This window comes from Banduia mediterranea, assembly GCF_031846245.1.
Classification (GTDB): domain Bacteria; phylum Pseudomonadota; class Gammaproteobacteria; order Nevskiales; family Nevskiaceae; genus Banduia; species Banduia mediterranea.
Window position 1 is genome coordinate 71,206 of the sequence record NZ_JAVRIC010000008.1, and the last position, 14,399, is coordinate 85,604.

11 protein-coding genes are annotated in these 14,399 nt (G+C 64.5%); 2 read left to right on the plus strand and 9 right to left on the minus strand.

The window, feature by feature from the left end; all coding sequences use genetic code 11:
• Window positions 1–34 precede the first annotated feature (34 nt).
• Window positions 35–943: an NTF2 fold immunity protein gene (locus tag RM530_RS07675; protein ID WP_311364634.1), complete on the plus strand. Its 909-nt coding sequence runs from the start codon at window positions 35–37 to the stop codon at window positions 941–943.
• Window positions 944–1,016: 73 nt separating this feature from the next.
• On the opposite strand, the gene RM530_RS07680 is transcribed toward RM530_RS07675, so the two are convergent.
• The 4 genes from RM530_RS07680 to gyrA form a co-directional block, all read right to left on the minus strand.
• Complete coding sequence (locus tag RM530_RS07680) at window positions 1,017–1,385, minus strand: Rieske (2Fe-2S) protein (protein WP_311364635.1); 369 nt, start codon at window positions 1,383–1,385, stop codon at window positions 1,017–1,019.
• Window positions 1,386–1,666: 281 nt separating this feature from the next.
• Window positions 1,667–1,990 carry a hypothetical protein gene (locus RM530_RS07685; RefSeq protein ID WP_311364636.1) on the minus strand — a complete coding sequence of 108 codons (324 nt, stop codon included), beginning with the start codon at window positions 1,988–1,990 and terminating at the stop codon, window positions 1,667–1,669.
• Window positions 1,991–2,230: 240 nt separating this feature from the next.
• Window positions 2,231–2,824: an LON peptidase substrate-binding domain-containing protein gene (locus tag RM530_RS07690; RefSeq protein WP_311364637.1), complete on the minus strand. Its 594-nt coding sequence runs from the start codon at window positions 2,822–2,824 to the stop codon at window positions 2,231–2,233.
• Window positions 2,825–2,996: 172 nt separating this feature from the next.
• Window positions 2,997–5,732, minus strand: coding sequence for a DNA gyrase subunit A (gyrA, locus tag RM530_RS07695; RefSeq protein WP_311364638.1), 2,736 nt, complete (start codon window positions 5,730–5,732; stop codon window positions 2,997–2,999).
• A 333-nt stretch (window positions 5,733–6,065) separates the two neighbouring features.
• On the opposite strand from gyrA, the gene RM530_RS07700 reads away from it, so the two are divergent.
• Complete coding sequence (locus tag RM530_RS07700; protein WP_311364639.1) at window positions 6,066–6,746, plus strand: DUF4097 family beta strand repeat-containing protein; 681 nt, start codon at window positions 6,066–6,068, stop codon at window positions 6,744–6,746.
• On the opposite strand, the gene tilS is transcribed toward RM530_RS07700, so the two are convergent.
• The 5 genes from tilS to lpxB are packed head-to-tail and all read right to left on the minus strand — an operon-like array spanning window position 6,725 to window position 14,320.
• The gene (gene tilS / locus RM530_RS07705; RefSeq protein WP_311364640.1) at window positions 6,725–8,065 is read right to left on the minus strand and encodes a tRNA lysidine(34) synthetase TilS; all 1,341 of its coding nucleotides are present in this window, start codon (window positions 8,063–8,065) and stop codon (window positions 6,725–6,727) included. The two genes, RM530_RS07700 and tilS, sit on opposite strands and share 22 nt — an antisense overlap.
• Window positions 8,062–9,021 (minus strand): acetyl-CoA carboxylase carboxyltransferase subunit alpha, encoded by a 960-nt coding sequence (locus tag RM530_RS07710; protein WP_311364641.1) that lies wholly within the window; start codon window positions 9,019–9,021, stop codon window positions 8,062–8,064. Before RM530_RS07710 ends, tilS begins: the two co-directional genes overlap by 4 nt.
• Window positions 9,022–9,043: 22 nt before the next feature.
• Window positions 9,044–12,595, minus strand: a complete 3,552-nt coding sequence (gene dnaE, locus RM530_RS07715) for a DNA polymerase III subunit alpha (protein ID WP_311364642.1) — start codon at window positions 12,593–12,595, stop codon at window positions 9,044–9,046.
• Window positions 12,596–12,599: 4 nt separating this feature from the next.
• On the minus strand, window positions 12,600–13,190 hold the full coding sequence (gene rnhB, locus RM530_RS07720; RefSeq protein ID WP_311364643.1) for a ribonuclease HII: 591 nt from the start codon (window positions 13,188–13,190) through the stop codon (window positions 12,600–12,602).
• A complete protein-coding gene (lpxB, locus tag RM530_RS07725; RefSeq protein ID WP_311364644.1) occupies window positions 13,187–14,320 on the minus strand; it encodes a lipid-A-disaccharide synthase in 1,134 nt (377 codons plus the stop codon). The genes rnhB and lpxB overlap by 4 nt, the downstream gene beginning before the upstream one ends.
• Window positions 14,321–14,399: the final 79 nt, after the last annotated feature.

Genomic DNA, 14,399 nt, shown 5'->3' on the forward strand with positions numbered 1-14,399 from the left:
GCCTCGCCGGAAATCCAAGCCTCACGACGCGCGCATGAACCGTTTGCTGCTGAACCTCGTCACCGGCCTGGCGGCGCTGACCGCCCTGATTCCCCTATCCGTGTCTGCCGCCGGCGCGCCCAGGCAAGCGCCCGGCTGGAGCCTGCAGACGCCGGGCGGCGAAACCGTCAACTTCCCGCAGGATGCCGAAGGTCGCCCCACGGTCCTGCTGTTCTGGCCGTCCTGGTGCCCGTTCAGCCGCGCGCTGCAACCCTACGTGCAGGACATCTGGGAGGACTACCGTGATTTGGGCGTCAATGTCTGGACGATCAACATCCGCGAAGACGGCGACCCCGTACAGACGATGAAGGATCGCGGCCTCAGCTTTCCGCTGTTGATCCAGGGCGATGCACTGATGGCGACCTATCGCATCGAACGCACACCCTGGCTGGTGGTCATCGACGGCGACAACAACATCGTCTACACGCGGCCTCCGCATCCGCCAACGCCCGTCGACGTCGCCATGGACGTGCGCAAGACCCTCAACGAGTTGCTGGGCGACCGCGCCCCACCGCTACCACAGAGCTACCCCAAGCCCTACGACCTGCACCTCAAGAAGCGCTCGGATCGTGTCGACCGCAGCGCACCCAAACCGGTGTCCTCCAGCGTGTGGGGGCCGTGGCTGCAAGCGTATCTGGCCGACATCCCCGCGGATGAAACCGCCGAAGGCATCGCCCCGCTGGGCGCGATCGACAGCGGCAAGGCGGCCATCGCTCACGCCAGGGCGATTTGGACGAAGCGCCATGGCGAAGAAGCGGTACTGGCGCAGGCGCCCTACCGCGCCTACCGCGACGCCACGCGCTGGGTCGTGCTCGGCGATGGCGGTACCGGCGAACTCGGAGACGGCATGATTCTGGTCGTCGAACGCGGAACGGGACGAGTGATTCGCGTCAGCGGGGAATGACGCTGCGAGCGGTGGCCGCCTGCGGATTTTCAGCCTTTCCATGCCACCGATGCCGGGCCGCCCGATCCCTCCGCTATGGCGTCCGCAGGTATACCGAGGATTCGCGCTCCGAAGCTTCGTAGAGCGACAGAGGTGCTGGCTTCTTGCCGAAGGACAGCAGCGCGTGGCTCCATGTCGGCATCGGCAGGCCGGCCACCGAGCGCGCCCAGTCAAGGTTCTGCCCACTGCACAGGTCGAAACGCGATCCATGCCAAGGGCATTCGACCGTACCCTTGTCGACCTTGCCACGCGCCAGCGACAGGCCCACATGCGGGCACTTGGCGGAAAATGCGCAGACGCGTCCGTCGACACGGCTCAGCAAGACGGTGTGGCCGCCGACTTTGACGGCATGCAGCCGGCCTTCCTGGACCTCACCCGATGCCGCGACTTTCGTTTCATTCATGACTCCCTCCTTTGCGGTGCCGCTGAGCCTTCGGCCGCGCTGTCGACCCTTGCCCGCGTTATCAGCCACCCCACGTCCACCATCCCACTCGGAAAGGCCCGTGAGCGTGTCGAGTGCCTGGTCCGGGCTCAGGCCTTGGTCGTAGAAGCCGCTCGCAGTCTGTTCGCGCAAAAACATCCCGGATTCGTCGAACGCGTCCCGATTAGACGCCGCATTTCGCGTCTCGGCAAGTTCCCTGGGGCAGCCCGCCGCCAAACGTCGCAACGCCACGGGTCTCATCGTCAGACCGTGCGTATGGGCCGTTTCAGGGCGCCTTCGGCGCACGCAGTGCCTCGGTCACGACCGGCGGAAACCCTTGGGTCGTCACCGACGGACACACGAATTCGACACCGAACGGCGCCGCTGGCACCGGCCGTATAGGCGAAAAAGTCCGTCGGGTCCTTGGTCAGCTCGGCGCAAAACGCGGTATGGACGTCACCGCTGAGCACGACGACCTCGCCGAAGTCTTCGCCGGCGAAGGCGTCGAACAGGCTGCGCTGGTCCACGCAGCCGCCCCAGGAGCCGAGCCCGAAAGGCTGGCCGGGGGCGAGGTAGAACTGCGACATCAGCTCAAAGGTCGCGCAGACGCCGGGGCAGTTGCCGCATACCGTGGCGTACCGTCAGCACATCGATGCGATCGCCATGGACGCGGTCATGGATTTGTTGCAGTCGGGAAGATGCCTTGGTTCCGCAGGGCTGCGCATACCCGGCGGCGGCCATAATTGCCGCTCCGGGTCATCTGTTCTCGTTCCTCGTCGGAGGGTGTTCTCCGCTGTCAACGTATCCGAAATCATTGGACCACAACGCTATCCGAAATCGCCGATCGAGCGAAGCTGGCGCAGCACGATTTCGAGTTTTTCCAGCGAATCGTCGCACTCCAGGATGCGCTGCTTGGCCGCCAACGGCAGTGGCAGGATTTCCGCCAGACGGTGCGTGACCCAGGCCGCATCGTTCAGCCGATGCGGCATCGGCACCATGCCGACGCCGACTTCATTGATCAGCCGCTGCAACAGCAATGGCGCCAGCGAATGCTCTTCGGAAATGGAAACGGAGACCTCGGTGGTCAGCCACTCGACCTGGGCATGGATCAGACCGTCCGCCGCCACCCGCCGTTCGAGAATGCGGAAACGGGTATCGCCGCGTGCCAGCAGATTGAACAGGCCCGGCGACAGTTCTTCACGCTCCACCACGCTGGCGCTGCATCCGACGGCGTGCGGCACGGCCGGTTCGCCGGCCTCGCGTCCATCCAGAATCAGGCAGACGCCGAACCCGGAGCCGGTACGCAGGCACTCCCGCGTCATCTCCACGTAGCGGGGCTCGAAAATTCGCAGCGGCAGGCGCCCATCAGGATACAGGACAGTGCCCAGCGGAAAGATCGGCAGTTCCTGCGGCTGATTCAATACTGGCTCCGATGATCCATGATATTTGACGGTCGCCTGAAAACACGGCGGGCGGAGCCTGCGCCCCGCCCGCCCTAACAGTCTGTCGGACTTAGGGGGACGTAGCGAGGGCCGAAGTCGCAGTAGATCATCCTGAGTCCGACAGGTAGCTGGAATCAGATTGGCGAGGATCCTATTCCTCGCCGTCCTCGTCAGCGGCCGGCGCATCATCCCCGGAGTCGCTGGCATCGCTGATGTCCTCGTCAGGCGCCTCGCCAGCCACTTCGCCATCGGCCAGTTCGTCCGACACGAGGTCTTCTTCCTCGTCCTCGATTTCGATGCGATCCACGCCGACGAGGTGGTCGCCCTTGACCGGCTTCATGATGCGCACGCCCTGGGTATTGCGCGACAACACGCTGATTTCCGAGGCGCGTGTGCGGATCAGGGTGCCGCCATTCGAGATCAGCATGACCTCGAAGCCGTCCTCGACCTGGATCGCACCGACCAGCGCGCCGGTCTTCTCGGTCAGCGCCTGGGCGATCACGCCCATGCCGCCACGACCGCGCAGCGGGTACTGATCGATCGGCGAACGCTTGCCGTAGCCGAGTTCGGTGACGGTGAAGATGTCACCGGCGCTGGCTTGCGCAACGATCAAGGCGATCACACGGGCCGCGGTTGCGGTGCGCGGCGGGGCTTCGCCTTCGGTGTCCGCGTCGTCGGCGCCGCTTTCGTCCGCCGCTTCGCCGGCCCGGACCAGGCGCATGCCGCGCACGCCGGTGGCGGTGCGTCCCATCGGGCGGACATCCTTTTCGTTGAAGCGAATCACACGGCCGGCGTCGGAGAACAGCATCACATCGTCGGACCCGGAGGTCAGCGCCACGGCCACCAGTTCATCGTCGACCCGCAGGTCCACGGCGATGATGCCGTTGGACCGGATGTTGGCGTATGCGTCCAGTGGCGTCTTCTTCACGGTGCCGAGCTTGGTCACCATGAACACATTCTGCTCGGCCTCGAACTGCTTGATCGGCAGCACCGCGCTGATCTTCTCGCCTTCTTCCAGTGGCAGCAGGTTGACGAACGGCCGGCCGCGCGAGCCGCGCGAGCCCGTGGGCAGTTCGAACACGCGAACCTTGTAGACGCGGCCGAGGCTGGAGAAGCACAGCAGCCAGTCATGGGTGTGCACGACCCACAGGCGGTCGATGAAATCGGCTTCCTTCATCGTGGTGGCGGACTTGCCGCGCCCGCCGCGCTTCTGCGCCTGGTACTCGGTCAGCGGCTGCGACTTGACGTAACCCTCGTGCGACAGCGTCACCACCATGTCCTGCGGCGTGATCAGGTCTTCACGATTGAGGTTGACGGCGTCGTTCGAAATTTCGGTGCGTCGTTCGTCGACGTACTGCTCCTTGATCTGCTCCAGCTCCTCGCGGATCACACCGAGCAGGCGTTCATCGGAACCGAGGATGTCCAGATACTCACGGATCGCGTCGAGAATCTGCTGGTACTCGTTGACGATCTTTTCCTGCTCTAGCCCGGTCAGGCGCTGCAGGCGCATGTCCAGGATCGCCTGGGCCTGCGATTCGGACAGCCGATAGCCGCCCTCGACCAAGCCCATGCTGGTGTCGAGGTCTTCGGGACGCGAGCTGTCGGCGCCGGCGCGTTCGAGCATGCCGACGACCTGACCGGGCCGCCATACTTTTCCCAACAGGCCAATCTTGGCCTCCGCCGGATTCGACGCGGCGCGGATCAGTTCGATGACCTCGTCGACGTTGGCCAGCGCGACCGTCAGACCTTCCAGGGTGTGGGCGCGCTTGCGCGCCTCGCGCAGCAGGTAGCGTGTGCGCCGCGTCACCACCTCGCGGCGATGGCGCAGGAAGATTTCCAGCAACTGCTTCAGCGACAGGGTGCGCGGCTGGCCGTTGTCCAGCGCCACGATGTTGATGCCGAACACGGTCTGCAACTGGGTGTGCTGGTAGAGGTTGTTGAGGATCACGTCCGCGTTTTCGTTGCGGCGCAGTTCGATGACCACACGCATGCCGTCCTTGTCGGACTCATCGCGGATTTCGGTGATGCCCTCGACCTTCTTTTCCTTGACCAGTTCGGCGACGCGCTCCAGCAGACGCGCCTTGTTCACCTGATACGGCAGCTCGGTGATGATGATCGCCTGGCGATCGGTGCCGATGTCCTCGAAATGCGTGCGTGAGCGGATGACGATGCGGCCACGCCCGGTGGCGTAGGCATCGACCAGGCCGTTGGCATCGAGAATGATGCCGCCCGTTGGGAAGTCCGGCGCCGGAATCAGCTTCATCAAGGCGGCCAGATCGAGATCAGGGTTGTCGATCAGGGCGACGCAGGCCTCGATGACTTCGGCCAGATTGTGCGGCGGGATGTTGGTCGCCATGCCGACCGCGATGCCGGAACCGCCATTGATCAACAGCTGCGGAATCTTGGTCGGCAGCACCGCCGGTTCGGATTCTGATTCGTCGTAGTTCGGGACGAAGTCGACCGTGTCTTTCTCAATGTCCGCGAGCATCTCGTGGGTGAGGCGCTTCATGCGAACCTCGGTGTAGCGCATGGCCGCAGCCGAGTCGCCGTCGATCGAACCGAAGTTGCCCTGGCCGTCGACCAGCATGTAGCGCATCGAGAAATCCTGCGCCATGCGCACGATGGTGTCGTACACCGAGGCGTCACCATGCGGGTGGTACTTACCGATCACGTCACCGACCACGCGTGCCGATTTCTTGTAGGCCTTGTTGTAGTCGTTGCCGAGTTCGCGCATCGCGTAGAGCACGCGGCGATGAACCGGTTTGAGGCCATCCCGTGCGTCGGGAAGCGCGCGCCCCACGATCACGCTCATGGCGTAATCGAGGTAGGAGCGCCGCATCTCGTCTTCGAGATTGACCGAAAGCAATTCCTTGGCGAAGTCCGTCATTATTTTTTGGCGTGCACTGGCCCCGCGAGGCTGCGGAAGCTCTTGTCGATAAAAGGAAAGCGCCACCCCGGCGCCGTGCTCAATTCTACCATGCCGGGAACCCGGATCGGGACCTTGAGCCTTTTCCAAAGGGCTCCTTGGGAACCGGCTAAGCCCCCGTTTGAAATCGGCTGCTACGGAACTTTTGCCAGTAATCGGCGAAACTCACCCAACATTCGCCAGGCTCTCGTATGCGCCGCTCCAGCATTTCAAATTATTTCATTGAAATCATTGGTTTGCGATTTGGCACGATGCGTGTTTCCTGATTCCAAACTCCATCTGGAAACTCTGCTGATGCGCGTACTCGCCATCCCCGCTTTCATCCTGGCCGCCTTGCTCAGCGCGTGCATCATCGTGGTCGGCGACGATGGCGGCTCGCACGGACACTGGGACGACGAGGGGCACTCCACGGTGAATCGCGCGATCCGCATCGGCGAGGCGCAAACGGTTGGCGACCTCGACAGCGTCAACGGTTCGATCGAACTCGGTGACCGCAGCGTCGCCGAGTCGGTGGAGACCGTGAACGGCTCGATTCGCATCGGCGACGACGTGGTCGTGAACAGCATCGAATCCGTGAACGGAAACGTCCGGGCTGGAACGAATCTGCGGGTCGCCGACGACATCGAGACGGTCAATGGCAGCCTTGAACTCGCGGCCGGAACACGCATCGGCGGCGGCATCGATGCCGTCAATGGCAACATCGTGATGACGCAGACTCGGCTCGAAGGCGAGATCAGCACCGTCGGCAGCGATATCGAGACCGGGCGCAATTCATGGATCGGCAGCATCACCGTGGAAGAGTCACCGGGCTGGCAGAGCGGGCGCTCACGCCGCCCGCGCATCGTGATCGGCCCGGGCACCGTGGTCGGCGCCCTGCACTTCGAGCATGCGGTGGACCTGTATGTCCATGAGAGCGCCGAAACCGGTACGATCCACGGCGCGACGGCGCAGATCTACAGCGGCGACTCGCCCTGAGCCGGGTCACCGCGACGCCAGACCAGCTGCGTGCCGGACTGCGTCAATCGGCCACGGAATGATTCGCTGATCCAGCGATCGGCCACGGCGACGAGTTCGCCGTCCAGCCACAGCAGTGGCGTACGCTGCCGTTCCCACGGCGGTGTGGCCGACTCCTGAAACAGATTCTTGAGACTGCGCGTGTGTGCGGCTCCACTCGGACGCAGACGCTCGCCGCCCCGGACAAAGCCGACCGTCAGCCGACAGTCGTCCGGCACAGGATTGAATTCCAGGAACCCGCAGCCCGGCGGAAGCCTCAGCGCCTCACGTCCATCCCACTCGCAGGTCCAGGCGCCCGGCATCGGCAGACCGGGGATCAGGTGGATCGCGTCGCGATAGCGCCGCAGTTCATAGACGCCCAACGTGACGACCGGTGCGGCGTCTTCCGCCGCCAGCAACAATTCACGGACGATCACCGGCCAGGCGCTGGCATCCGGCATTGGCACTCCCTGCCGACGCAGCCACAAACGCAGGGCGTTGCGACGACGCGATTCACTCAGGGCCAGACTGGCGCGTACCGACGGCCGACCGTCGACGGTCAGGCCTTCAAGATCGATGTCGGCGAGATCATCCAGCAAGGCTTGCGTCTCGGCAGCCAGATGCGCGGTACGTGCAAGTGCACCCTCGGCTTGCGGCCAGCGCTGCAGAATGTTCGGCCAAAGCCGAGCTCTGACGGCGACGCGATCATAGCGACCGTCTTCATTGTGCGGATCGTCGACCCAGGTCAGTCGCCGTTGCCGCGCGTAGGCCTCGATGGCGGATCGAGGCGTGGCCAAAAGCGGGCGCCACACTTGGAAATGCGCCCTGCCCGACCACGCCCGCATCGCCGCAAGTCCGGAGATGCCGGTTCCCCGGAACAGTCGCAGCAGCAGGGTTTCAGCCTGATCGGCACGGTGATGCGCCAGGGCCAGTACATCGCCCGGATTCAGAACGCGTTCGAACGCCGCGTATCGCACGTTCCGCGCCGCGGCTTCCGGGCCTGCGGCCGACGCTTGATCGACCGCGACGGCTTCGACCTGCGCCGCTACACCCAATCGCTCGCAGCAGCGCTCACAGAAGCTCGCCCAGTCGTCGGCGGCGACTTGCAGACCATGATGCACATGGATCGCACGCAAGCGGCCGCCCAGGGCGCCACCGAAGCGCTCGTGCAGGATGTGCAACAAGGTAATCGAGTCGCGTCCGCCACTGAGCCCAACCCAGAGACAGCCGCCCCGATCAAGCGCAGCGACGGCCTCGTCGAACGCCAGCAGGTCCAGCGTCTCGATCCCCGCCGCGTTCACACGGTTTCGAAGACTCCATAACCGAGCAAGCGCTGATAACGATCAGCCAGGAGTTGCGTCATCGGCACGCGTCCCAGTCGGTCCAGGGATTCGATCAGGCGCGTTTGCAGGTCTTCGAACATCACTGCGCTGTCGCGATGCGCGCCGCCCAGCGGCTCGGTGGCAATTTCATCGATCAGGCCGAGCCCCTTGAGGTCCGGCGCGGTCAGTTTCATCGCTTCGGCCGCATCCTTGGCACGGTCGGCCTTCTTGAACAGGATCGAGGCACAGCCTTCCGGCGAGATCACCGAGTAGATGCTGTATTGGAGCATGATCAGGTGATCGCAGACGCCGATTGCGAGCGCGCCGCCGGAGCCACCTTCACCGATCACGGTGGCGACCACCGGCGTGCGCAGGTTCGATAGCTCGAACAGGTTGCGTGCGATCGCCTCGGACTGGTTGCGTTCTTCGGCGGAGATGCCCGGATAGGCGCCGGGGGTGTCGATGAAGGTCAGCACCGGCAGACTGAAACGCTCCGCCATCTTCATCAGGCGCAGCGCCTTGCGGTAACCCTCGGGCCGCGGCATGCCGAAGTTGCGGCGGATGCGCTCCTTGGCGTCGCGTCCCTTCTGCTGGCCGATCACCACCACCGGGCGGCCGTCCAGGCGGGCCACGCCGGAAACGATGGCGGGATCATCGAACACCGCACGGTCGCCGTGCAGCTCCTCGAAATCCGTGAACAGCGCGCGGAAGTAATCCATCGAATACGGCCGCATCGGATGGCGCGCGACCTGCGCCACCTGCCATCGCGTCAGGCTGGAGAAAATCTGTTCAGTCAGCGTGCGGCTCTTCTCTTCCAGCCGTGAAATCTCCTCGGACAGGCTGACCTCCGAGCCACTGGACATAAAGCGCAATTCTTCGATCTTCTGTTGCAGCTCGGCAATCGGCTGTTCGAAATCGAGATAGTTGAGATTCATGAAACCTGTATTCCCCTGCAATTCATTCGTCGGCCTGGACAGCCGATCGGTAACTGACCTGGATACCCTCATCGCCCACCAGCGCCTTCAGCGCCCCAAGCCCTTCCTCGGTGGGCACCACTCGCCACGCCGGCGGGAAATCGAGCATACCCTGTGCGCTGCCATTCAAATACTGTAAGGAAATCCCGCAGCCACTGCCCACTCGAATCGGGCTGAGCGCGGCTTCCAGCGCATCGACGTCCACGGCGCGTCCACGCGGCCAGGTGATCATCAGGCGATCCGCGAAACGGCCGGAGGCCTGGCCCAGATCCCAGATCTCATCGGCGCGAATCTGGTGGCCGCCGGTGTACTCGTCCGGCGAAACCCGGCCGTAGACGAACACCAGCGTGTCCTTGCGCAAACGTTCCAGATGCCGCGTCCATTGTTCCTCGGACAGCGGCACGCTGATCTGGGCGGTGCGGTCGTCCAGGGTCAGCACGCCACGGCGACCGAACTTGCGCAGGTCCACCAGCCACGCACCCGCCACTACCTTGGGTCCGCGCCGGTAGCGCGGTCGCTCGCCTTCCTCGCTCGGCAGCGGCGTATCGGGACACAGCGCGATCAGCTCCTTGAGCGTGCCGCTGGCGATCTGGCTGATCATCTCGCGATAGGTCTCCACCGGGTGCCCGGAGAGGTAAAACCCGAGCACGTCCCGTTCCTTGGCCAAGCGCTCGCGCTGACTGCAGTCCTCCAGCGTCGGCAGTTCGATGGCCGGCCCTGCCGATGGCGCATCCAGGCCGAACATGTCGACCTGCCCCACGTCGGCCGCGCTACCGGCCTGCTCGGCGTAGCTCAGCGCGCGCGGCAACTGCGCGATCAGACTCGGCCGGTTCGGGCCAAGCGCGTCCAGGGCGCCGGCGTTGATCAGCGCTTCGAGCACACGCTTGTTGGCGCGGCGCGTGTCGATGCGGCGGCAGAAATCCAGCAGATCGGTGTAGGGACCGTTGGCCTCGCGTTCATTGACGATACCTTCGATCGCGCCCTCGCCAGCGCCACGCACGGCACCGAGACCGTAACGCACGGCGCCGTCCTCGACGGTGAAACGAAAGCGCGAACGATTGATGTCCGGCGGACGGATTTCGACGCCCATGTTCGCGCACTCGTCAATCATCATGACGATGGTGTCGGTCTTGAACATTTCCGCCGACAGCACGGCACACATGAACTCGGCCGGGTAATGCGTTTTCAGCCAGGCCGTCTGGTAGGACACCAGCGCATAGGCGGTCGCGTGCGACTTGTTGAAACCGTAACCGGCGAAGCGCTCCATCAGGTCGAAGATTTCGTCGGCCTTCTCGGCCGGCAGGCCGTCCCTGGCCGCTCCGTCACGGAAGATCGCGCGGTGCTTGACCATCTCCTCGACTTTCTTCTTGCCCATGGCCCGGCGCAGCAGGTCGGCACCGCCAAGCGTGTAGCCGCCGACGATCTGCGCCATCTGCATGACCTGCTCCTGGTAGACCATGATGCCGTAGGTTTCCTCCAGCACCGGCTCCACGCGCGGGTCCGGATACGCCACGGGTTCGCGGCCGTGCTTGCGCGCCACGAAGCTGGGGATCAGGTCCATCGGACCGGGCCGGTACAGTGCACCCAGGGCGATCAGGTCCTCGAAACGGTCCGGCTTGGCGTCCTTGAGCATGCGTTGCATGCCGGGCGATTCGAACTGAAACACCGCGATCGTCCTGGCGCGCTTGAACAGCTCGTAGGTGGGCGCGTCGTCGAGCGGCAGTTGCGCGATGTCCAGCGGTGCCTCGCCGGTGCCGCGACGCGCATTGATCATGCGCACCGCCCAGTCGATGATCGTCAGCGTACGCAGTCCGAGAAAGTCGAACTTCACCAGCCCGACGGATTCGAGATCCTTCATGTCGAACTGGGTGACCACGCCCTCGCTTTCCGGGTCCTTGTACAGGGGCGCGTAGTCGGTCAGCGGTCCCGGCGCGATGACCACGCCACCGGCATGCTTGCCGACATTGCGCGCCAGACCTTCAAGCAACAGGCCCAGATCGAGGATCGCCTTGACGTCGTCCTCCTGGTAGGCCTGCTGCACCTCGGGAATCGTCTGCAGTGCATATTCGAGTTCGGTGCAGCCGTTGTCCTGGGCTTCTGACTTGTAGGCCGGGATGCCGGGGATCATCTTGGCGATACGGTCGCCGAATCCGTGGGAATGCCCGAGCACACGCGTGGCATCACGCACCACGGCGCGCGCTGCCATCGAGCCGTAGGTGATGATCTGGCTGACCAGGTCCCGGCCGTACTTGCGCGTCACGTAGTCGATCACGCGGTCGCGGCCTTCCATGCAGAAGTCCACGTCGAAGTCCGGCATCGATACGCGTTCCGGATTCAGGAAGCGCTCGAACAGCAGCTTGTACGGAATCGGGTCGAGGTCGGTGATGCCCAGCGAATACGCCACCAGTGAGCCGGCGCCCGAACCACGGCCCGGCCCGACCGGCACGCCATTGTCCTTGCCCCATTGAATGAAGTCGGCAACGATCAGGAAGTAGCCGGGAAAGCCCATCGACTCGATGATTCCCAGCTCGTAATCCAGACGCGCCCGGTACGAAGCTTCGTCGTGACCCTCGGCCGGGCCATGCGCGGCGAGCCGCCGGCTCAGGCCGGCGTGGGTTTGCTTGCTGAGGTGCTCATTGACGGTTTCGCCGGGATCGACCGGGAAGTCCGGCAGGTAGTTGACCCCGAAGGTGAACGACACTGAACAGCGCCGCGCGATCTCCACGCTGTTGGCCAGCGCTTCCGGCATATCCGAAAACAGTCCCGCCATTTCGTCCGCGGACTTGAGGTACTGCTCTTCGCTGTAATCCTGTGTGCGGCGCGGATCGCTCAGGGTGCGGCCCTGGTTGATGCAGACCCGAGCCTCGTGAACCTCGAAGTCTTCGCGTCGCAAAAAGCGTACGTCGTTGGTGGCAACGATCGGCACACCATGCAGGCGCGACAGTGCCGCGGCGGCCTGGGTATGGCGCTCGTCGTGCTCGCGCCGGCAGCGCTGCACCGCCAGATAGAGCCGGTCACCAAACCAGCTTCGCCATTCGGCAAGGTACTGCTCGGCTTCGGTCACCTGTCCACGCAACAAGGCGGTGCCGATCTCGGAATGAGGCCCGCACAGTACGATCACGCCCTCATTCCACTGCGCGAAACGTTCGCGGGCGACCGTCGTGGCGAGCTTGCTCTTGCCCTCGGTGTAGGCCGACGACACCAGCTTGACGATATTGCCGTAGCCTACGGAATTCTGTGCCAGCAGAATCACACGGCTGGGTACGCCATCGGATTCGACCAGCACCTCGGCGCCGATGACCGGCTTGATTCCGGCGCTTTCCGCGGACTTGTAGAACTTCACCATCACGAACAGATTGTTCAGATCGGTGATGGCGATCGCCGGAAAGCCCAGTTCGGCGGTGCGCGCGGCCAGCGTCTGCAGGCGATCGTCCGGCGTCTTGCGCTTGACTGGTTCGACTCGAATGATGCCGTCCACCAAGGAGTACTCGGTGTGCAGCGACAGATGCACGAAGCCGGGGTTCGCTTCCGACATCGCTTCAGGCAAGCCGCAGCGAAAGCTGCGCCACCGGCGCGAAGGTGCGGCGATGCACCGGAGTCGCGCCCAGGCGGTTCAGGGCGTCCAGATGCACGCGCGTGCCATAACCCTTGTGTGCGGCGAATCCATAGCCTGGATACTCGGCATCGAGGCGGCACATTTCGGCGTCCCGGTTGACCTTGGCCAGTATCGAAGCGGCCATGATGCAGGGATGCAGGGCGTCTCCATCGACCACGGCCTGCGCCGCGCAACCAAGCTTCGGCAGATGCAGGCCATCGACCAGCGCCGAATCCGAGCGCCTCGACAAGGCTTCCCAGGCGCGCTGCATCGCCAGCAACGAGGCGCGCAGAATGTTGATCGATTCGATCTCGGCGACGCTGGCGCTGGCGACCGCCCAGGCCTCGGCGCGCGTCACGATCGTCTGCGCGAGACGTTCGCGGGCTTTGGCACTGAGCGCCTTGGAGTCACGCAGGCCCTCGAACGGATCTCGCTCGTCCAGGATCACCGCGGCGGCATAGACCGGGCCGGCCAGTGCGCCACGACCGGCCTCGTCCAACCCGGCAACGCAGGCAATACGCGGGCCTGCGCTCATGTCAGCAGCTCCGCAATTGCGGAGGCGGCATGCGCAGCGGCGTTGCGGCGCAGTTCGTCGCGTACCGCGTCGAAGGCGTCGGTCTGTTTCTGGGCGGCCACGGGGTCGTCGATCAGGCGTGAAACGGCGTTGGCAAAGTTCTCACCTGTGGCATCGTCCTGCAACAGTTCATCGACCAGCGGTTCTCGGCACAGCAGGTTCGGCAGGCTGACACGCTCGATCTTGAGCAAGCCGACTTTGCGCAGCAAAAACGCCGTAAACGGCGCCACGCGGTAGCCGACAACCATCGGGCGCCCCAGCAGCAGGCACTCCAATGTCGCCGTGCCCGAGGCCAGCAGGACCGCCTCGCCGGCGCGCATGGCCTCGCGCGACTGGCCGTCGAGCAGCGTCCAGTTCTGCTGCGGCGCATGCCCGGCAATGGCCGCCTCGATCAGCGGCCGCAGCGAGGGCTTGGCCACCGGCACCACGAACTGAAGCTGTGGATGGCGCTCGGCCAGGCGCCGCGCCGCGTCCGCGTAGAGCGGCATCAGCATCGACACTTCAGCCTTGCGGCTGCCCGGCAGAACCGCGAGACAGGGCTGCTCGACCAGACCCAGCGCCGCGCGGCCCTGAGCCGGCGTCAGCGTCGCGTCAAGCTCGTCCGCCAGCGGATGGCCGACATAGGCCACGCGCATCGCGTGCTCGCGATAAAAATCGGCCTCGAACGGGAACAGGCTCAGCATCAGATCGCAGCTTTTTGCGATGCCGTGCACGCGGCCCTGCCGCCAGGCCCAGACGGTCGGACTGACGTAGTGCACGGTCTTGATGCCACGCTCGCGTAGTCGCCGCTCCAGCCCCAGATTGAAATCCGGCGCGTCGATGCCGATCATGCAGTCAGGGCGGTCGTCGCTGAAGCGCGTCACCAGTTCCGCCCGCAGGCGAAACAGGCGCGGCAGCTCCTTGATCACTTCGGACAGGCCCATCACCGACAGCGCGTCGATGGTTTCGATGGTCTCACAACCGGCGGCGACCATGCGCGGACCGGCCACGCCGTAGAACTGTGCCTGCGGATAGAGGCCGCGCAGGGCTCGGATCAGGGAGGCGCCGAGGATATCACCGGAGGTTTCGCCGGCGACCAGAGCGAATTTCATGCTTGAGGCCGAGACCCGGAAAGCAACAACAGCAGTTTGCCGTTGCATCCAGGAGATCGGGGCTTCCAGCCGCTTGGGG

Excerpts from the sequence above, each read along its gene's own strand:
- gyrA (WP_311364638.1), bottom strand. The coding sequence starts at position 5,732 with ATGACGGACTTCGCCAAGGAATTGCTTTCGGTCAATCTCGAAGACGAG.
- RM530_RS07685 (WP_311364636.1), bottom strand. The coding sequence starts at position 1,990 with ATGTCGCAGTTCTACCTCGCCCCCGGCCAGCCTTTCGGGCTCGGCTCC.
- RM530_RS07700 (WP_311364639.1), top strand. The coding sequence starts at position 6,066 with ATGCGCGTACTCGCCATCCCCGCTTTCATCCTGGCCGCCTTGCTCAGC.
- RM530_RS07675 (WP_311364634.1), top strand. The coding sequence starts at position 35 with ATGAACCGTTTGCTGCTGAACCTCGTCACCGGCCTGGCGGCGCTGACC.
- RM530_RS07710 (WP_311364641.1), bottom strand. The coding sequence starts at position 9,021 with ATGAATCTCAACTATCTCGATTTCGAACAGCCGATTGCCGAGCTGCAA.
- lpxB (WP_311364644.1), bottom strand. The coding sequence starts at position 14,320 with ATGAAATTCGCTCTGGTCGCCGGCGAAACCTCCGGTGATATCCTCGGC.
- dnaE (WP_311364642.1), bottom strand. The coding sequence starts at position 12,595 with ATGTCGGAAGCGAACCCCGGCTTCGTGCATCTGTCGCTGCACACCGAG.
- rnhB (WP_311364643.1), bottom strand. The coding sequence starts at position 13,190 with ATGAGCGCAGGCCCGCGTATTGCCTGCGTTGCCGGGTTGGACGAGGCC.
- RM530_RS07680 (WP_311364635.1), bottom strand. The coding sequence starts at position 1,385 with ATGAATGAAACGAAAGTCGCGGCATCGGGTGAGGTCCAGGAAGGCCGG.